General features: G+C 48.7%; 12 protein-coding genes. All 12 read left to right on the top strand.

The window, feature by feature from the left end; translation table 11 throughout:
- Positions 1–96: 96 nt before the first annotated feature.
- The 12 genes from GQF01_RS13485 (at position 97) to GQF01_RS13540 (ending at position 20,730) form a co-directional block, all read left to right on the top strand.
- Positions 97–1,218, top strand: a complete 1,122-nt coding sequence (locus tag GQF01_RS13485; RefSeq protein ID WP_161407284.1) for an ABC transporter ATP-binding protein — start codon at positions 97–99, stop codon at positions 1,216–1,218.
- 18 nt (positions 1,219–1,236) lie between these two features.
- Complete coding sequence (locus tag GQF01_RS13490) at positions 1,237–4,212, top strand: extracellular solute-binding protein (protein ID WP_161407285.1); 2,976 nt, start codon at positions 1,237–1,239, stop codon at positions 4,210–4,212.
- On the top strand, positions 4,199–5,179 hold the full coding sequence (locus GQF01_RS13495; RefSeq protein WP_161407286.1) for a carbohydrate ABC transporter permease: 981 nt from the start codon (positions 4,199–4,201) through the stop codon (positions 5,177–5,179). Before GQF01_RS13490 ends, GQF01_RS13495 begins: the two co-directional genes overlap by 14 nt.
- Positions 5,180–6,079, top strand: coding sequence for a carbohydrate ABC transporter permease (locus GQF01_RS13500; RefSeq protein WP_161407287.1), 900 nt, complete (start codon positions 5,180–5,182; stop codon positions 6,077–6,079).
- A gap of 39 nt (positions 6,080–6,118) precedes the next feature.
- On the top strand, positions 6,119–7,555 hold the full coding sequence (locus GQF01_RS13505) for a DUF5605 domain-containing protein (protein ID WP_161407288.1): 1,437 nt from the start codon (positions 6,119–6,121) through the stop codon (positions 7,553–7,555).
- Between the two features lie 22 nt (positions 7,556–7,577).
- Positions 7,578–9,023 (top strand): DUF5060 domain-containing protein, encoded by a 1,446-nt coding sequence (locus GQF01_RS13510; RefSeq protein ID WP_161407438.1) that lies wholly within the window; start codon positions 7,578–7,580, stop codon positions 9,021–9,023.
- Positions 9,024–9,044: 21 nt separating this feature from the next.
- Entirely contained in the window at positions 9,045–11,399 is a 2,355-nt protein-coding gene (locus GQF01_RS13515; protein ID WP_161407440.1) for a glycoside hydrolase family 95 protein, read from the top strand.
- A gap of 588 nt (positions 11,400–11,987) precedes the next feature.
- Entirely contained in the window at positions 11,988–13,082 is a 1,095-nt protein-coding gene (locus tag GQF01_RS13520) for a Gfo/Idh/MocA family protein (RefSeq protein WP_161407289.1), read from the top strand.
- A complete protein-coding gene (locus GQF01_RS13525) occupies positions 13,079–13,954 on the top strand; it encodes a sugar phosphate isomerase/epimerase family protein (RefSeq protein WP_161407290.1) in 876 nt (291 codons plus the stop codon). The genes GQF01_RS13520 and GQF01_RS13525 overlap by 4 nt, the downstream gene beginning before the upstream one ends.
- The gene (locus GQF01_RS13530; protein WP_202556340.1) at positions 13,947–15,596 is read left to right on the top strand and encodes a hypothetical protein; all 1,650 of its coding nucleotides are present in this window, start codon (positions 13,947–13,949) and stop codon (positions 15,594–15,596) included. The genes GQF01_RS13525 and GQF01_RS13530 overlap by 8 nt, the downstream gene beginning before the upstream one ends.
- A 32-nt stretch (positions 15,597–15,628) precedes the next feature.
- A complete protein-coding gene (locus tag GQF01_RS13535) occupies positions 15,629–18,700 on the top strand; it encodes a glycosyl hydrolase 2 galactose-binding domain-containing protein (RefSeq protein ID WP_161407441.1) in 3,072 nt (1,023 codons plus the stop codon).
- Complete coding sequence (locus GQF01_RS13540; protein WP_328803454.1) at positions 18,652–20,730, top strand: hypothetical protein; 2,079 nt, start codon at positions 18,652–18,654, stop codon at positions 20,728–20,730. The genes GQF01_RS13535 and GQF01_RS13540 overlap by 49 nt, the downstream gene beginning before the upstream one ends.
- Positions 20,731–20,738 lie beyond the last annotated feature (8 nt).

Raw genomic sequence — 20,738 nt, forward strand, 5'->3', positions numbered from 1 at the left:
CCTATAATGCGTTCAAAAGCGGGGTGTATAATAAAAAACAAGCGTATTGAAACCGTTATCAACAAACTGTTGATATGACCTATAGGAGGTACAGTAATGGGGCGAATTCTATTAAATCACGTGGAAAAACGTTTTGGTAAAGAGAGAGCTTATGCGGTCAGAGATTTTAATTTGGAAATACAAGATGGCGAATTTATTGTCATGGTCGGGCCTTCCGGCTGTGGGAAATCAACAACACTCAGGATGATCGCAGGCCTAGAGGACATTACTTCAGGCGAGCTCTACATTGGAGATAAACTAGTCAATCATTTGCCGCCAAAAGACAGGGATATCGCGATGGTTTTCCAAAACTATGCGTTGTATCCGAACATGAGTGTATATGAAAACATTGCGTTCGGATTACGGCTGCGGAAAATGGCCAAAAACGAGATTGATCAATCCGTCAAAAGTACGTCTAGAGTACTGGAGATCGAACCATTCCTGGATCGGAAGCCAAGACAGCTCTCAGGCGGTCAGCGTCAGCGGGTAGCCCTTGGAAGGGCCATTGTCCGCAATCCGCAAGTCTTCTTGATGGATGAGCCGCTATCGAATTTGGATGCGAAGTTAAGAGTTCAGATGCGTACAGAGATTATCGCGCTTCAGAAGCAGCTTGGCGTAACCATGGTATATGTCACACATGACCAGGTGGAAGCCATGACAATGGGGCATCGCATCGTGGTCATGAAAGACGGCGTGATCCAGCAAGTGGATAGCCCTAAGCTGATCTATAACAATCCGCGCAATATGTTTGTTGCCGGGTTCATTGGTACACCTCCAATCAACTTCATCGAAGGTAAAGTGCAAGAAGGCAGCGAAGGTTCACTTGAGTTCCATACCAACCGCTATTATCTCAGAATTCCAAAGGTTCATGCCGATATGCTGAGGAAGCACAAGAAGGTCGATCGCAATGTCATCATGGGTATACGCTGCGAGAATATCCATTTGGATGCAGCCATTCGGGAGGCGAATCCCCATGCGCAAATTACCGGCATTCAGAAATTGAATGAATTAATGGGCGCAGACATGTATTTGTATTTGGACATTGGAATGCCGAAACTGCTCATTGCTAGAGCACAGGCAGATCATGACTTTGAAGACAATGAGAAGCTGATTTTAACCATAGATATGCAGAAAGCCCTGTTTTTTGATAAAGAAACCACTGAGAATTTGTGGTACTAGAGCGGTGCAGCGGGAGGGATGGAGTTGAAAGCGTTACTAAGAACACGGACAGTGATGTCCTTCGTGTTAGCCGTCGTATGCGTGCTGGGTCCTACATTGTCGGCACTGGCTGACACCAGCGGCACATTGCCTAAAGCAAGTTCCACGTCTGGAGGCGCGGAGGCTGCATCGAATTCACCGAAAAATTTGATACCTACCTATGCAGAAGTACTTGACGGTTGGAAAAAGAATGGCGCGAAAGACAATCATACCGGCAGCATGACGTTATCGGCTGCGAGTGTGACAGGAAAGTCGGCTAATGCGAATGTTACGGTAGAGTCGTATGATGGCAAGAATAACGTACTGGTCTGGAGGGCCAAAGGGGACGAATGGATCGAATATGATTTGGACGTCGCACAAGGCGGACTTTATACGGTGGAGATGTCTTATCATCCATTTGTAGATTCGAGAGATCGCAAACCGATTGCGCTCAGCCTTAGTGTTGACGGGGTTTCTCCTTACCTCGAAGCCAAGTCGCTTGAGTTATATCGCCACTGGAAAGATAAAATGCCGATTGTCAAAGATGACAATGGGGATGAAATTCGGCCAGCAGCTAACGATATCTCAAGTTGGCAGACCTGGGAATTACGTGATATGTCCGGTGCTTATTTAGATCCTCTCCTTTGGAATTTGACACCTGGCAAGCATAAGATCCGTTTGGCGGGTAGTGATCCAATGGCCTTAGAGTCTCTTTCTTTCAAAGCGCCTGTACCTGTTGCGGATTATGAAGCTGTAAAAAAAGAGCAGCCTAAGAATATCGCTCCCGTAGTGGCCGATCCCATTGTCATCGAAGCGGAGCAGGTTGGTTGGAAGAATGATTCCTCAATAACGCTCGCTTTTGATAATGATATTGCCAATAGTCCCTATGTGCGGGGGAAAATTAGCTACAATACGCTGGATGGAAGTCACTGGTCGTCGAAAAATCAAGAAATCAGCTGGAGCTTTGATGTTCCTGCAGCCGGTTTCTACAAAATAGCGCTGCGCCAGCAGCAATCGTTAGTTTCCAATCGCTCATCGTTCAGGACGATTATGATCAATGGGAAAGTACCATTTTCCGAGCTAAAAGCCTATCGATTCCCTTATGCAACAGGATGGAAAGGGAGGGAGTTAGCAAATGAGAAAGGCGATGCGTACCAGTTTTATTTGGAAAAAGGAAGCAATACCATCTCGATGCGTGTCACGCAAGCTCCCGTTATTTCGGCTGCTGCAGAAATGGATAAAGCCATTGCCACATTGACTAAGCTGTCCACGGATTTGCGCACCCTGACTGGCGGGGTAGATGACAAAAACCGAACATGGGATCTCAAAAAGGATTTACCCGGATTCGTGGAACAGTTACAGGAACTTAATGATAATCTTGCGACAACGAGGGAACAGTTAATCACAATTAATGGCCGCTCTGATGCTTTGTCCCAAGGGTTAGTAACGGTAAGCAAAGATATTGAAACCCTGTTAAAGTATCCGGATGAAATTCCTTATGATGCAGGCAGGATGAATAAAATGCAAGGCAAGCTCGCTGACTTGGTCAAACAGCTTAGCTCCCAGCCGCTGCAGATTGATCGAATTTTTATCGTGCCGGTTCAAAGCTCATTTCCGAAAATGGAATCGACGTTTACCGAGAAAATCGAGGGTTCGATTATCAATTTCTTCAATTCGTTCAGGAGCAAAGAGGTTTCTGAAAAAACCGATGATCAAGTGCTGAATGTGTGGATGAACCGTGGACGGGATTACGTCAATTTGCTGCAAAGCATGGCGAATGAATCGTTTACACCGCAAACGGGCATTAAAGTGAAAATTAACCTGCTGAAGGATGATAAGCTGCTCTTATTAATGAATGCGGCAGGGATGGCGCCAGACGTCGGTATCGGTTTGCCGCATGATACGCCGTTCGATTATGCCATTCGGAATGGGGTTTATGATTTAAAACAATTCCCTGATTTCGATGAAGTGTATAAGCAGTTCGCTCCGGGCGCGTGGATGCCGTATTTCTATGATGGAGGCTATTATGGCGTTCCGGAAACGCAAACGTTCTCCGTGATGTTTTACCGGAAAGATATTCTGCAAAATCTAGGGCTTAGTGTGCCGGACACATGGGAAGACATGTACCGAATGCTGCCAGTGCTTCAACAGAATGGCATGAATTTCACGCCGGTTGAACACAGCATCTTCATGCAAATGCATGGTCTGGAATACATCAAGCAGGATGGTTCACGAACAGGTCTCAATACGGATAAAGGGTTCGAAGCCTTCAAAGAGTGGACGGATCTGCAAAACAAATATGGAATCGATCAACGAAGCGATAATTTCGTACAGCATTTCCGTGATGGATCCTATCCGATTGGGATTGCTGACTTAAATGGTTATCTCCAATTGACTGTTGCTGCGCCTGAACTCAATGGCGTATGGGGCGTGGCACCGATTCCTGGCGTCAAGCAAGCGGATGGCAGTGTTGCTAGGTGGACAGGTGGCAACGGCGGCGATCAATTCGCATCCTCCATCTTCAAACACACGAAGAAACCGCAAGAGAGCTGGGAGTTCCTGAAATGGTGGATGTCGGAAGAGGTGCAGGAGAAATACGGTCTCGACTTGGAAACACTCAATGGGGTTACATTCCGCTGGTACACATCCAACGTAGATTCGTTCGTTAAACTTCCTTGGAAGGAAGAAGATCTTCAAGCGATTTTGGAGCAGTGGAGATGGTTCCGTGAAGTTGGGAAAGTACCAGGCAGCTATTATATGGAGCGTGAGCTTACGAACGCTTGGACGCGAACCGTCATCGGCGGGGAAAATTATCGGACTTCGCTCGAAACGGCAATTAAAGAAGTAGACAGGGAAATCCAGAGGAAGATGCAGGAGTTTCATTTCGTTGATGCCAATGGACAATTAGTACGATCATTGAATTTACCCGTGATTACCAAGCCATGGGAAGGAGTGGATAAGTATGTTAAAAAGTGAAGTGCAAACTCAAGTGTTTCCAAGAGCGCTTCAACCGGTCAAAATCCGAAAAAATAAGCTGATATCGGGGCTGCAAACGCTTTGGGAATATCGGGTCTCGTATTTATTCATCGCCCCATTCCTGATCTGTTTCATCATTTTTATTTTGCTGCCGGTGTTGTCCGCCTTAGCGCTTAGCTTTACTTATTTCAACGCAATCGAAGCACCTCGGTTTATTGGCTGGGACAATTTCCGTTATATGCTTTCGCAAGATCTCATTCTGATTAAATATGCGCTTCCCAATACGCTTTCATTCGCACTAATTGTTGGTTCGGGCGGCTATGTGTGCGCCTTCATGCTTGCTTGGCTGATCTCGATTCTGCCCGGCGTGTACCGTAAGTGGTTCACACTGGCCATGTATACCCCGTCATTAGCAAGCCTTGTTGCGATGAGTATCATATGGACACCTATGCTCTCCAGCGACAGAATTGGTTACTTGAACAGCTTTTTATTAAAAATGAGCTTGATTAGCGAACCTGTTCAATGGGTAACAAGTAAAGAGCATCTAATGACGTCTATGGTTGTTGTCTCTCTGTGGAAGAGTATGGGGATCGGGTTCCTCGGCATGTTAGCGGGTATTCTTAACGTGAATCCCGAATTGTATGAGGCAGGCAGATTGGATGGCATTCGCAGCCGTCTAGAAGAAGTCTGGTACATTACGATTCCTTCCACGAAGCCGCAAATGCTGTTCGGAGCCGTCATGGCCATCGTTGGAGCCATCCAGCTGTCATCCATCGGAACGGCATTGTCTGGTATGAATCCGACACCTGAGTATGCCGGACATATGATTACAACACATATTGATGATTATGGACTAAAAAGGTTTGAACTCGGCTATGCGACGGCTTTGACCGTGTGTTTGCTAACAATCGTTTATTTCGCCCAAAAGCTGAGCTGGAAGCTGTTCGGAACGAAGGGAGAAGAATAAATGAAAATTGCAGGGACATTGCGTCAATTGGACGCGTGGCGCAGGCGGGTGGGGATTCGGCGACTCAGCCCATTCGAGATGTTTGCGGCCGTGCTGCTTGTCGCGCTGAGCATCTTCATGCTGCTGCCGATCGTCTACATCATTAACCATGCTTTCAAGCCGTATCAGGAGCTGTTTATCTATCCGCCCAATATCTTTGTAAGGGAACCGTCGCTGCAGAACTTTGCTGAGCTGCTTGCCACAACCAAAGGGACGGCTGTTCCCGTCTCCCGCTATTTATTTAATAGCGTAATCGTCACAGGAATGGCCGTATTTTTGATCACGATGACAAGCGCAATGTGTGCTTACGCGATTTCCAAACATAAGTTTCCGGGGCATAAGATGGTGTTTGCTACGATTCTGCTGACACTGGTATTCGTACCGGAAACCGTTGAAATCCCGAAATATTTGATCATTAGCAAGCTGCATATCTTCGATACATACTGGGGGCACGTTTTGCCGCTTGTCGCTGTGCCCACTGGCGTATTTCTCATGAAGCAGTTTATTGATCAACTGCCGGATGAACTACTTGATTCTGCACGGATAGATGGTGCTAAGGAACTCAGACTTTTCATCAGTATCGTAATTCCGATGCTCATGCCCGCAGTTGCGACTATTGCGATTATCGCCTTTGACTCCGCTTGGAAGGATGCGGGCACATCGACCTTCTATATGCAGGACGAGACGATGAAGACGTTCCCCTTCTATGTGGAAACATTAACGAGCGGGATGGCGAACAGTGTGGCTAGGCAAGGTGCTGCGGCTGCGGCTGCGCTCCTCTTATTTTTGCCGAACCTGATCATGTTTCTTGTTTTTCAAAGCAAGGTCATTGCCACAATGGCTCATTCCGGGATTAAGTAATAGGAGTCGTTATGGCGATAAGGAGGGGATTGCGAACTTATGGCAATTGAGCAGAGCAGGCGGGAAGTGGAGCAGTGGGCACAATTTGAGCTGACATTGAAAGGTCCAATTGAGGGAAATCCTTATCTGGACGTTACACTCTCCGCACGATTTCAATATAAAAACTATACTTGCGAACCAGAAGGCTTCTATGACGGTGACGGCACGTATCGGGTTCGTTTCATGCCCGATCGACCTGGCATTTGGCGGTATGTGACGCTAAGTAGTCATGAAGTGCTTGATGGACTAAGCGGTGAGTTCCTTTGTACACCGCCATCAGCCGGGAACCATGGCACTGTGCGGGTCAAAGACGAGTACTTATTCGCCTACGAAGATGGAACTCCGTATATGCCATTCGGAACAACCTGCTACCACTGGACACACCATGGCAGTAAGGAGTTGGAAGAGCTTACGCTGCAGACACTGAAGAACTCACCTTTTAATAAAGTGAGGATGTGTCTGTTGCCAACACGGGATATGCAGCCGCCGCTACAGGTAGCCTTTGCCGGCACTTGCCCTGAGGATTTGGACAAACAACAATTTAATCCGGCATTTTTCGCCCATTTGGAACAGCGTATCCATGATCTCATGCAGCTTGGCATAGAAGCTGATCTCGTCTTATTTCATCCCTATGACAAAGGGTATTGGGGCGTCGACAATATGGACGCGGATACAGATGCCTTTTATCTACGGTATGTGATCGCCCGCCTAGCCTCGTTTCGCAATGTATGGTGGTCGCTATGCAACGAATATGATTTCAATAAATATAAATCAATCCCGGACTGGGATCGACTGCTTCAATTAACCCAGCGATACGATCCGTACCAGCATTTGCGGTCCATTCATAACGGCACGAAGATGTACAAATCTTCAAGCTTATATGATTTTAGCAAGCCATGGATTACGCATCAAAGCATTCAGCATTGGGAGGCGGAGCTAACGACGTCTTGGCGGGAAGCTGTTGCCAAACCAATTGTCATCGACGAGATATCCTATGAAGGCAACAGCTCTAGACGATGGGGCAATATATCAGGCGAGGAATTGACTCATCGTTTCTGGGAGGGGTTATCGAGGGGCGGATTTGTCGGGCATGGGGAGTCTTTCATCAACCGAGAAACCAGAGCCTGGATTTCCTCTGGAGGCAAGCTGTATGGCGAGAGTACAGAACGAATTGCTTTTTTGCGAAAAGTGATGGAAGAAGGTCCTGCGGACTGGATGAAAACAGCGGAAGAAGGCACGTACAAGCTGCTATACTTCGGGCGTCATCAGCATGCGTTCCTAAACTTAGAACTTAGACAGGATAGCTCCTACCGAATTGAACTTATCGATACTTGGCAGATGACGATTACACCCTTGCCAGGTACGTTCAGTGGGAGCTGCAGGGTAGACTTGCCAGGAAAACCTTTTATGGCGCTTCGTATTCAAAAGATTGGATAAGCAGCCTATGTGGAAGGAGGAGATGAAGCTGATCTATACAAGGGATGTAGAGCGCTGGGGCATGTTCGAGCTTACGCTGGACGGTCCCTCACAGGGGAATCCGTTTACGGACATTCAGCTTAGCGCCCGGTTTACGAAGGGACGGAATGAGGCTTATGCTGAAGGCTTCTATGACGGTAACGGCAAGTACCGTATCCGATTCATGCCAGAGGAAGAAGGCTCATGGTGCTTCGAGACTTCAAGTTCGTCCACGGAAATGGACCAACTGAAGGGGGAGTTTAGCTGCCTGACGGCAACGCATACGAACAACCACGGCCCAGTGAGAATTAAGGACTCTGTCTATTTCGGGTATGCAGATGGAACGCGGTATACGCCAGTCGGGACGACGAGTTATGTGTGGCATCACCAAAACAGCGACCTTCAGGAGCAAACTTTGCGGACGTTAAGCGAGGCCCCTTTTAATAAAATTAGAATGTTGGTTTTCCCGAAGTCGTACATGCTGAATGATCGGGAACCTGACGGTTATCCGTTCGAAGGTTCGCTCGAATCCGGTTTTGATTATACACGGATTGTTCCAGGTTATTTCGCGCATTTGGAGAAGCGGGTCAAGGATTTGGCCGAATTGGGCATTCAGGCGGAGCTCGTATTGTTTCATCCCTATGATGAAGGACGCTGGGGATTTGACCGGATGCCGCAAGAAGCGGATGACCGTTATGTGCGTTATGTCGTCGCTCGATTCGCCGCTTATAGCCATGTTTGGTGGTCATTAGCGAACGAATACGATGTAATGACTCATAAGAAATGGGATGACTGGAGCCGATTATTTCGGATTATTCAGGAATGTGATTATGGAAGCCATTTAAGGTCTATTCATAATTGCAAAACATGGTATGATTTTGGCACACCATGGACAACACATGCCAGCATCCAGCATGCCGATGTGAAAGTGATTTCGGAATGTACCAAACAATACGGCAAGCCGGTCATCATTGACGAATGCGGCTATGAAGGCAACTTGGATACCAGATGGGGCAGCTTAACGCCCGAAGAATTGCTTTGCGGGATCTGGGAGGGGACGTGCCGAGGCGGGTATGTGACGCACGGGGAAAGTTACTTGAATGCCGAGAAAATTTTATGGTGGTCGCATGGTGGAGAACTGCAAGGAAAAAGCATGCGGAGAATCGAATTTTTAAAAGGCATACTTGAAGAAGCTCCTGCTCAATTGGCCTATACGAGCGATAGCTATGATGCAGCGACATTATCCGTTCGGGGTGAATATTACTTGCAATATTTTGGCCCCCATCGCTTTGCGTATCGCGAGTTTTCATTACCAGAAGGCACTTACCAAGTCGATTTAATTGATACATGGCATATGGATATTACCCCGATAGAGGGCAAACATGAAGGGCGTTTTCGAATAGATTTGCCAGGAAAACTCTATTACGCGTTACGCATCCAAAAAATTTAGGGAGTGTTGCTGATGAAACCAATGCGAAATTCAGCCAATGGTACAAAATTGTGGTACGAGAAACCAGCAAGATCCTGGAACGATGCGCTTCCAATCGGGAATGGGCGTCTAGGCGCTATGATATTCGGCAAAGTGAACAACGAGAGATTGCAGCTCAATGAGGACTCCGTTTGGTATGGAGGACCCGTTAACGGTGATAATCCAGAGGGACAGAAATACTTTCCAATGGTCCGTCAGTTATTGATGAAAGGAAAACAAATTGAGGCTGAAGAACTTGCGCAAATGGGCATGATGTCGATTCCCAAATCGCTGCATCCTTATCAGCCGCTTGGAGATTTCCAAATTTACCATGATGGTGAAAAGAAGATGATCTCCAATTATTACCGGGAGCTGGACATCGAGCAGGGTGTCGCGCAAGTGGGCTATTGCCTGAATGATATTCAGCACTCCAGGGAAATGTTCAGCAGCGCGATTGATCAAGTCATTGTCATTCGCATCAAGTGCGATCGACCTGCCAAGTTAAATCTGCGCATGCATTTGAGCCGCAGGCCTTTTGATGAAGGCACCCAAAAAATTGCCAACGACACACTGGTGATGAGCGGTGAAAATGGCCGAGGTGGAGTCACCTATTGTGCGGCAGTGAAAGCGGTTCCCGACGGCGGTTCGGTGAAAGTGATTGGTGATTTCCTCATCGTTCAGGCAGAAGCTGTAACGATCTATATCGCGGCGCAAACGTCCTTCCGCCACTCGGACCCGATTGCCATCTGTACGCGTCAGTTAGAGCACGCGGCGGGCAAAGGTTACGATAAAGTCAAGCGCGACCACGTTGCGGATCATACCAGCCGGATACAGCGTGTGAAGCTGGAGCTAGGTCGTCCGGAAGATAGCAAAGAAGCCGATGTACTGCCTACCGATGCTCGGTTGCAGCGGTTCAAAGAAGGTGGAAGCGACCCTGGGCTTGCCCAATTATATTTCCAATACGGCCGATATTTATTGATGGCATCTTCGCGTCCCGGATCTAATCCGGCCAATTTGCAAGGGATATGGAATGAAAGCTTCACACCGCCATGGGAGAGTAAATACACCATTAATATCAACACGGAGATGAATTACTGGCACGCGGAAGTGTGCAACCTGCCCGAATGCCACGAGCCGTTGTTTGATTTAATTGACCGTATGCGTATAAATGGCAGGAAAACGGCGCAGGAGGTCTACGGCTGCAGAGGGTTTGTTGCGCATCATAATACCGACATGTGGGGAGCTACCCAAATTGAGGGCAATTTTATGCCGGGATCGATTTGGCCGATGGGCGCGGCTTGGTTAACTTTGCATCTCTGGGAGCATTTCCGGTATGGACAGGATGAGCGTTTCCTTCGCGACCGGGCATATCCGATCATGAAGGAAGCAGCGGAGTTTTTCTTGGATTATCTGTTTGAAGATGAAAATGGACACCTGATCACGGGACCCTCTACTTCACCAGAGAATAAGTTTATTGGTGCTGATGGCAGCGTTGGCTGTTTGACCATAGGCCCATCCATGGATACGCAGATTATCTATTCGCTGTTCCGTGCCTGTATCGATGCCTCTGAGCGTCTGAAAATGGATGAAGGAACAAGACAAGAATGGGAACGCAAGCTTCGCAAGCTGCCACCACCGCAAATCGGCAAGCACGGGCAGCTGCAGGAATGGGTGAAGGACTGGGATGAGGTTCATCCAGGTCACCGTCATATTTCCCACTTGTTCGCCTTGCACCCTGGCGAAATGATTCATGTGCGCCACACACCGGAGTGGGCGAATGCGGCCAAACGGACATTGGAGCGCAGGCTGGAAGCCGGAAGCGGCCATACGGGCTGGAGCCGGGCGTGGATCATTAATTTCTTTGCCCGTCTGGAGGATGGCGAGAAGTCATACGAGCATCTTCGCATGCTGCTCTCGCATTCCACATTGCCGAACTTGTTCGACAATCATCCGCCGTTTCAGATCGATGGGAATTTCGGCGGAACAGCCGGCATCGCAGAGATGCTTCTGCAGTCGCACCGTGGAGAGATCAACCTGCTGCCAGCCTTGCCAAGCGCTTGGTCACGAGGATCGGTCAGCGGTTTAAGAGCCCGTGGCGGCTTCGAAGTCGACATGGCTTGGGAAGATGGAGCGATGACTCACTGCGTTATTCAAGCCAAGTATAGCCAAGCTTGCACCGTTGTTTACAAGGGCGGCCAGTTACCGCTTATTGTGGAATCCGACGGTGCTGTCGTGGAGGCTGTACGGGAAGAACAGTCTGGTATCCTTACTTTCCATGCGGAGACGGGCAAACGGTATGTGTTATCCCTCGGAACGCGAGCGGAGAGTGAGAGTTTGAAAGAGGCTACTAATATTTGAATGGTTTTTGGGAAGGTCACCCTTTGGGTGGCCTTTTTGTTGTAGTGGGGGGACACCATGGGGGCGTTATTCCTGAAGGGGAACTACAGTCCTCTATTTCGAGGAAAACGAGCTATTTCCACGCTGGGGGGGACTACAGGCTCTTATTTGGCCGATTTTGTACGTTTTCAGGGTGAAATTGGAGGATTAACGGACCACAGTTCCCCCAGCATGCGGAAAACGCGGCAGATTCAGCGAAATAGCAGCCTGGAGTTCCCCATGCAGGAGCTAGTGCAAGGGGCATGGCTTGTATCCACCTGGCGGATCACCTCCGTCAGGCACAAATGTTAGCTGCTTATGAACCGTCCACCATCTCATCGGGCTACCCCACATACTGCCAACTTCGACCACACCAGCTATTAACAAGTTAAGTAATCCCTAGCGGGATTGCTGCTAGGGTTTTGTGTGAGCCCCCCCCCCAACTCGCCACAATTCGATGCTTTTCACACGGAATAGCCAACGTGGTTGAATCCTCCCTACAAAAAAGCATGAACACCCTATAAATGTTTTTCCATCCTCGTGTAATGTAAGAAATAAAGAGGTGTAACTATGGAGTTCATTCGACCAGACGATTATTTGCCTAATAAGAAGCGTCTCACCAATGTAAATGAATACGGAATCGGCCTCATCGGCTGCGGCAGTATAGCGAATACGGCACATTTACCGGCATACCGCAAATACGGTTTGCACATAGCCGCATGCTGCGACGTGAACGAGGAAGCAGCACGCAGCACAGCGGAAAAGTTCAATATCCCGTTCTGGACGACGGATGTTAATCAGCTACTTGAGAGGGAGGATGTAGGTGTAATCGATCTGGCTATCCATCCGGAACCGCGACTGGAAGTGCTGAGGTTAATCGGAAAGGCACCAAGGCCAGTATTGTGCCAAAAGCCTTTAGCCCTGGATCTGGCACAAGCAGAACGCCTGAGCGAAGAGGCTAACAGGATGGGGATTATCCTCGGAGTCAATCAACAAGCCCGCTTTGCACCAGCGCACAAAGCGCTGAAAACGGTACTGGAGCAGGACTTGATTGGGGAAGTATACAGCATCCATCATCATATGCGCTCGTTCCAGGATCAAGCCGGCTGGTGGTGGACAAAGATGAAAAATTTCAACATTGTCGACCATGGCGTGCACTATGTGGACCTCTGTCGATATTTCAACCCTTATCCAGAGGAATGGTCAAGAGTACACTGTACGACAGCCCAGTTAACCAATCAACATGCGGTCGACCCCCTTATCTATTCGGCGAATGTAGAGTTTGGGCCAAAAGGGGGCAGGAACCCGCTCATGGCGACGCTGCATTTTAACAATATTGCCAAAGCAAGCCGCTCACACAGCAATACTTGGTGGATTGACGGGACAGAAGGAAGCTTGTGGTGCACGCAAGATACGCTCTATATGGCACTGAATAAACACAAGAATGTCGTTCATGAAATCAAGCTTAAGGGAACATGGTTCCCGGATGCTTTCGCTGGTTCGATGATCGCATTCATGACGGCACTTGAGGAAGGCAATCTCCCGCCGGTCACAGCAGAGGATAATATCCAGACGGTGGCGCTGACTACGGCGATGGTAAATTCGAGCCAGGAAGCGTGTGTAATAGAAAGAGCGGATTTGCTGAAAGGAAGCGTTGTGGGATGAATCAACTCGGATTTATGAGCTACATCTATATGGGCTGGAGTGCAGAAGCCATGGCAGAAGAGGCTCGGAATCAGGGCATGAACTATGTGCAAATTGATCCGAAGCAAGCGATGCAGGTGATGGATGACCAACCCCTTTCACCCGCCCGTGCTGAGAAAATTCGCTCGATTTTTGAGAATAAGGGGATCACGGTCGTCGGTTTATCCGGTTATACCAACTTAATGAACCCTAATCTCCCAAAAAGGGAAGCGAAGCTGGAGCAATTGGAAAAGATGATCGACCTATGTTCGGTCTACGGAACTAGGTATATGGCGACAGAGACGGGAAGTCTTCACCCGACCAACGCTTGGCGTGATTACGAGGGCAACCGTACCCCCGAAGCGTGGGAGCAGCTGCTGCAAATCATAGATCGCTTGCGCAATCGCGCGGTGAAGCAGGGGGCCATTCTGCTAGCCGAAGGTTTTGTGAACAACGTGCTTGCCACTACGGAACAAGCCAAGGATATGATAGAGCGCCTAGGAACGGAAGGTTTGGCATTCATTATGGATCCCTTTAACTACTTGAAGCAGGAAGATTTGAGCAGGCAGCCCGAAGCGATGGCCACCATGTTTGACCATATCGGCAAGTATTGTCCCATCGCGCATGCCAAAGATGCGCTCTACGGAGCCGATGGGTTCACAACACCTCGGGTTGGGGCGGGTCAAGCGGATTGGCATGTGTATGCAGAGCTCCTTGCTCGCCGGATGCCGGATGTTCCCTTGATTCTGGAACATGCGAAGCCGGAGGAAGTGGCCGATTGCCTGTCCATCATTCGCCAATCATTCGTGAATGTTGAGGCGAGCTGGGGAGTGAAGAACACTGGTGATGCATAAACCGAAGCTAGGTATTCAGGGACCCGTCGTAGCCTGGCAGGATCCATGGGCGGGTGAGGCATCAGATCTCATCATGCGAACGGGAACAGGAAGCATCTGTCCCTCACAGGATCCGAAGCCGGAACCAGGTGCTTTTGTAAATAGCTTGCGTGAACTGGGAACGGATTTCTATGTGCATCATGTACTTCCAGGCACTGATCATTGGGATGTGGTTGCTGACATTACCGCAGCAGGGATGGACATCTGCCTAGGAAACGAATATGGCAACATTAACGGCCCCTGGGTGGAAGGGACCAATCGGTATGATGTTCCTGATCAGGCGATTGTCGAAGCCTCGACCTCAGGACGATGCATAGGACTGCTGTACGATGAGCCGGAGCATTTGCAAATTAACGCCGGGCAGTACCGTAAGGATGGATGGTTCCCGCATTGGGGCAGCACGGACGGTTTGAGTGTGGCACAGGCGCGGAGCAAGGTGGAACAGTCCGTGAGATCCCGTACGAACCACGTGAGTCGAATTGTGGAGCAAGCAGGCTTGGCGAGTACATCGGTCCCTTTAATAGCGGAGCATGTGTTTCCTACCATGTTTCACACATTTGCCAGAGCTGGGATGGATCTTTGTCCGAAAATCATGAAGGAATCATTCCAATCGCTGCAGCTGTCAACTGCATTAGGTGCAGCCAAGCAATACGGCCGGGCGTTGTGGATTTGTGCCGATTTATGGGGACCTGATACAGGTAAATGGTTTACAAGGTTCCCAGGATTTCCTGGGCATTCGCCGCAGGAATTTGAATCAGCATTGAAGATGGGCTACTTGATGGGACCAACCCATTTGTTCGTAGAAAATATCGATGTATTGCTTAGACATCAGCCAGAAGGCTTCAGGAAGACGGAATTCGGTGAGATTTGGCTGCAATTTGTGCGGAAATTTATTCCCGAGAACCCGCTAACTTGGCACCACTCCCAAGCTGATCCTGATATAGCCGTAATTCACTCGGATGATAGCAATTATGGTCAGAATGAGCGGCTGTATGGCAATCGCGCACGTCAGACGCAAGATATCACGCAAAGCCAGAGCGTGTTTCACATTTGGCATCTGCTAAGTAGAGGCACGATTCCGGCCCATGGCAGCTGCCAGCATATTCCGGGGTATGACTTCCCGAGACATCAATTGAAGCAAGAAGTACCGCTTGATCAATTCCCTCTCGTGGAAGGATTTGGCGGAGGTACAGGTAAACGGGTACATCCTTTATTTTATCCGCTAGCCAATGTTCTGGCGTTTGATGAACACGTAACTGCCGATAAACTAGGTCAGCCCAAGTTAATTCTTGTTGGTGGAACTACACTTTCGGCAGAGACCTTTGCCATGATTACGAAAAAGGCAGACGACGGGGCTGTTGTTGTCATCGCAGAGTGGCTCCTCCCTCCGGATTGTCCGGAACAACGAAAGAAAAGCGGTAGAGCAGGCTTCGGAAGTTGGATCGTGACGAATGATTTTATGACAAGTGAAGTGAAAGAAGCCGTAGAGCCATTCCTAGGTGAGAAACGGTGCTGGACACAGCGATTCGGATCGACGGAAGTAAGCATGTATCCGCAAGATGAAGAAGGTTATACGTTAGATTATGAAATCGTGAGGGTATGACGAGAAGTAAGGTGGAGATGTGATTGGAGCCAATGAAACGTTTGGATCAGTTCGCGGAAATTGCGTTTCGTGAACATCCCGGTAATAAAGACGAACTGCGGGACATTCCGCCTATAACTTATGAGAAAAAATATTTCGCATCAAGCACAGATAAAGCTAAGCACGTAGATGAGCTTACATTTGAAGAGCAGATGGTTCGATTTCATGAAGAATTAGAGCTAGAGCGTGAGAAGTACAGACCTTATATGAGAAATTTAGTACCAGCGCCTTCAATGACAAGAGATCGGCAAGTATGCAGTCACTTTCAATTTCGCTATCAGACACCTACAGATGTGAGTTTTACTCGCGTACTGGATGGTGCAGGGGATTGGGAAGCTGTGACGATCCCTGACTTCCGTGGACCATCGGGGGAAGATGGCAAGTGGACGGGATTTTATCGCAGTGAGTTTGCGTATCCTGGCATTCCAGACGGAAAACGAGTTTATCTCGTATTCAAGGGTGTTGATTATAAAACGACGGTATACCTCAATCACAAATGCATTGGCAGTCATGAGGGTTTTTTCGCACCGTTCGAATTTGACGTGACCGACTTTTTGCAGGAAAACAATACGCTCGTCGTTGAGGTTCAGACGGATATCCCAATGATGGGTGTCGGTGGAACGAAACTGGATGGGGATAAAATATACGCTGCGACGGGTCCGGGATGGGATGATCCATACAACGGCTGGAGTCACTGTCCGCCAGGAGCGGGTATTTACAATAAGGTATTTCTGGAACAGCGGTCAGAACTATTTATCCAGGATGTCTTCGTGAGACCGGATATTGACAGCGGTTCGGTGGAAGTTTGGATTGATGCGGTGAACACCACGACGCGGGTGATGGAAAATTTTGAGTTGGAACTGGAAATTATGCCTCAGAATTTTGAGGGTGAAGGCATAGAGCCCATCTCATTCACAGTGGCTTATGCCGGGCCGGGCATTAATTATTTCCGCTATAAAATCGAATTTCCAACCTATCACATGTGGGAACCGGAATCCCCTTTCCTGTATGCCGTACGGATTGAAGTAAAGAACGACAGCCACTGCGTCGATAGCCGGGATCGCACATTCGGTATGCGCAAATTCCATATGGATGAGCAGCAGGTACCGAAAGGCACGCTTTATTTGAACAATCATCCGATCATCCTAAGAGGCGCCAATGAAATGGGTCATCTGCAGCAATGCGTGATGAACAACGATTTTGAACAATTAATCGATGATATTTTGATTGCTAAGATTGCGAACTTGAATTTTTACCGCATTACACAACGCCCCGTGCAGGAAGAAATCTATGATTATTTCGATATGCTTGGCATGATGCATCAATGCGATTTGCCCACGTTCGGATTTATTCGCCGAAACCAATTCGTCGAAGGCGTGAAGCAAGCAGCGGAGATGGAAAGGCTGATTCGCAGCCATCCATCCTCCATTATGGTATCTCTGATTAACGAGCCATCTAGGACGGAAAAGAGACGCAAGGGTCACCGCTATTTGCACAGAAATGAGTTGGAAGCTTTCTTCGTAGCCTCCAGGCAAGCGATATTTGTTGAGAATCCGGATCGTGTTGTTAAGAACGTGGAAGGGGATTATAACCCGCCTACCCGTGAAGGGCTGCCCGATTTTCATTGTTATAATTTGTGGTATACGAACAATGTCATTCCTGTTGGGAAAATGTACAAAGGGTTCCTTCCAACCATCAGAGAAGGTTGGAAAGCGGGCTGCGGAGAGTATGGGACCGAAGGTCTGGATCATGCAGAACTTATGTTAAGCCGTTATCCCCAAGAATGGCTCCCAGCCTCGGAGCAAGATCGTTGGCTACCGAATGACATCCATGGCGCTCAAACGTACAATCTTCACGGAGATTGGTATGCCGAACAAACGAGCATGCAAGGTTGGATTCAGGCTAGTCAGAAGCATCAAAGTTTAGCAACGAAGCTGATGACGGATGCATGGCGCAGAAGGGCGGACCTTGTTGTATCTACCGCCATCCATCTGCTGATTGACGCTTGGCCAGCCGGTTGGATGAAAGCTCTTGTAGGTGTTGATCGCAAGCCGAAACCAGCGTATTTCACTTATCAAGCAAGTTTGGAGCCTGTTCGCGTTAATTTGCGAAGCGACCGCTGGAAGGTTTACGAGAGAGAGTCACTGGAAATAGAAGCGTGGCTTCTGAACGATACAGCGAAGGAATACGGGAAGTGCCGTATTGTGGCAACATTGCGTGATGATTCAAGGGACTACGCACATTACGAAATAGCCGGTCAATTACCGATCGCTTCATCGATGTATGCGGGTTCGATTCGGTTCTCTGTGCCTTCTGTGCAAGATAGACAGAAATTGTATGTGGATGCGGAATTGATAGATGAAGGCGGGCGCATACTCAATGCGGAACGATTTGCTTTCGAGGCTTTTGCAAGGGCGAGAATCCAGAAACCCCAGAAGGTCGCTTATCTCGACGCAGCGTCAGAGCTGCTCGGTTCATTGCTGGATGTAGCTGGAGAGCGTTATTCCGATGAGGCGCAGGAGGATTGCACACTTGTTGTATCTTCTCCAGAAGCATTCAACAACGAGCGGACAGCTATTCTGTCCAAAGTTCGTAATGGCGCGACCGCTGTATGCATCCTGAAGCACAGTGACAATGGGATATGGGAGCTTGAGGATACCCAAATTCAAACGGTGAAATTACGAGAAGTGTATACGCTTTCTATGCAAGATGAGAGCCTTACTATGACAGGCATAAAGCCAGACGATTACGCCTATTTTTACAATCTAACGACTGACCGGCTGGACGGCATGACCAATAGCCATTTGCTAGGCGAGGGAATAGAACCCATTGTTTTTGCTTATCAAGCTCATTCGGAGACTCCGGGGAAGCGTAAGCTTCCTGTCGTAGGATTGAAACGTGTAGGCAAAGGTCTCATGTTCTTCATCTGCCTGCCGTTAGCTGGCAGAGTCGGATTTAATCCAACACTTGACCGCCTGCTGGTTACCTTGATGAGTGAGAAAGGAGTGAGCCCGGAGTGTTGCACGCCATTGTTAGCCGCAGTGAGAAGCGACGAGCTGAGATAGCAGACACGCAAGATGGCCTACGGCTCATTCTTAGATCAGAGGGTGAGCACTCACCCTTTTTCACGGGGCAGCTGAATGAGATGCTTTGTTATTCCACGGGAAGACCTTGGCAGCTGGATACTCCAGGGTTTTCCAGTGTGGAAGTGACGGAAGAGAGTGGTTTGCTTCGGATTAGCGGAACATTAGAAGCCTTACACGTCTCGATGAGTTTGACTTTTGACGAGAATGATCTCTTGCGTGTGCAAGTGAGTTGGGAGAATCGAACTGACACTGTAGTAAGTGAAGCAGCCGTGGGACTCCTTTTCGCACTTCCAAAGCGAAGCAAGGAAAAGGTGACGATCCCCCACCTGATTTACAATAATAACCCTTCCTCGGATCCGAATCGAATCGTACCAAGGCTTGGTGTGGGACCTGGCAAAGGATATATCTGTGAAGAGCACCGGCTGCCAATTCCCTGCGTGAATGTGGAGTGGGAGGAAGAGGAGACAAGATTTCTCTCCTTGTTCTCCATCCCTGATTATGTGGAAACGAACGATGGCGTTGTACATTATGGCTCCCTGGGAGCGATTCAAGAGGAGAGTCGCAGCCTAGTTGTCGCGTTAAGCGGCGTTCTGATGTTTAACGGCGAGAAAGATACTTATTTTATAGCGAAAAACATAACGGCACCTTATCCCGAAGGATATTTGGATTTCGCACAAGGCAGCACGTTAACCAAAATGTATGCGCTGGATTGGGGAACGGCAGACCGTTCTGGGCATGCATTCCGTGAAATTGTTCGCAAAAGCATCCCGCTATTCGCGCCTGTGGGGAAGAGTCCGCTATCTCTGGATGAAATGATCAGACTTAAGACGAACGCGATGGATGATCGTTATAGAAGCGGGGAGCGGGGAGCCGCAGGCTACGTGAAGTTTACCGACTCCAATCAGAACGGGAATGTCTCCAAGCATCCGCTGCATTATATGTACGGCTGGACAGGGCAGTGCTTGAAGCTGGCTTGGTGCGATGCCAAGTTAGGCATTGAAAGCGGACAGGAAGAAAGAGTCGATAGATCTGTTCGCGCCGTTGATTTCTATGTATCCCAGAGCCGTACCCAAGTGCCAGGTGTGAGACACAGCATGTACCGCTTGGATGAGGGAGTATGGGACGACTTTTACTGGAACAAGCAACCTGTTGTCTCAAGCAGATCTTACGGTGAAACGATCTCTGATTTGGCAGAAATTGTGGAGCTGTTTCGTGAAAGCTGTCTAGAAGTTCCAAGCAGCTGGATCGAGGCTCTGCGCGAGTCCGCAGAATTCTTACTAGGCGGAGCTCTTCCAGCGGGTATCTATCCTTCCGCATGGTTAATGAATGGCCACCCTGCAGATGGCATGATAACGGCAGCGGGACTTCCCTGCTTGATCGCTCTCGTGAAAACGTATGGGATCACCAAGGAGAACCAATATTTAGAATTTGCTGAAACGATGATGCATCGCTATTACGAACTGCATGTCGAGACGTTCGAACGGCCGTTTGCCCGCTCGACTCTTGATGCTAAGTGTGAGGACAAGGAAGCAGGGATGTACTTTTTCCTTGCCGCATACGAACTGTTTCTTTTGACAAAGGAGGAACGGTATCGGGAGTGGGCTGAAATCTCTGCGGATTGGCTGTTAACGTTCGTATATGTGTGGAATCCGGCATACAATCAGGGCTCAGCATTCCGGAACACGGATTTCAGGGCGGTTGGATGGCCTGGCGTCAGTGTACAAAACCATCATTTGGATGTCTTTTTTCCAACCTACGAATTTTGGAAATTTGGCCGCTTAACCGGCAATGAGCTATATGAACGGTGGGGCAGAGTGTCCCTGGATGCGATGGGACAGGGCATTTGTACGAAGCCGGGCGAATGGGGTTTTACGGTTGTTGGCGAGCAAGGCGAAGGTTTTTTTCAAACCTACTGGAATCATCGGGGACACAGCAATAAATGGAATCCGTCATGGGTCATTGCGCTAGTTTTAAATAACGCTTTGCGTTTCAAGGATACTTTGGGTTAGAGGTGAAA

Source organism: Paenibacillus silvestris (genome assembly GCF_009882985.1).
Classification (GTDB): domain Bacteria; phylum Bacillota; class Bacilli; order Paenibacillales; family NBRC-103111; genus Paenibacillus_E; species Paenibacillus_E silvestris.

Excerpts from the sequence above, each read along its gene's own strand:
- GQF01_RS13485 (WP_161407284.1), top strand. The coding sequence starts at position 97 with ATGGGGCGAATTCTATTAAATCACGTGGAAAAACGTTTTGGTAAAGAG.
- GQF01_RS13490 (WP_161407285.1), top strand. The coding sequence starts at position 1,237 with ATGGAGTTGAAAGCGTTACTAAGAACACGGACAGTGATGTCCTTCGTG.
- GQF01_RS13495 (WP_161407286.1), top strand. The coding sequence starts at position 4,199 with ATGTTAAAAAGTGAAGTGCAAACTCAAGTGTTTCCAAGAGCGCTTCAA.
- GQF01_RS13500 (WP_161407287.1), top strand. The coding sequence starts at position 5,180 with ATGAAAATTGCAGGGACATTGCGTCAATTGGACGCGTGGCGCAGGCGG.
- GQF01_RS13505 (WP_161407288.1), top strand. The coding sequence starts at position 6,119 with ATGGCAATTGAGCAGAGCAGGCGGGAAGTGGAGCAGTGGGCACAATTT.
- GQF01_RS13510 (WP_161407438.1), top strand. The coding sequence starts at position 7,578 with ATGAAGCTGATCTATACAAGGGATGTAGAGCGCTGGGGCATGTTCGAG.
- GQF01_RS13515 (WP_161407440.1), top strand. The coding sequence starts at position 9,045 with ATGCGAAATTCAGCCAATGGTACAAAATTGTGGTACGAGAAACCAGCA.
- GQF01_RS13520 (WP_161407289.1), top strand. The coding sequence starts at position 11,988 with ATGGAGTTCATTCGACCAGACGATTATTTGCCTAATAAGAAGCGTCTC.
- GQF01_RS13525 (WP_161407290.1), top strand. The coding sequence starts at position 13,079 with ATGAATCAACTCGGATTTATGAGCTACATCTATATGGGCTGGAGTGCA.
- GQF01_RS13530 (WP_202556340.1), top strand. The coding sequence starts at position 13,947 with ATGCATAAACCGAAGCTAGGTATTCAGGGACCCGTCGTAGCCTGGCAG.
- GQF01_RS13535 (WP_161407441.1), top strand. The coding sequence starts at position 15,629 with ATGAAACGTTTGGATCAGTTCGCGGAAATTGCGTTTCGTGAACATCCC.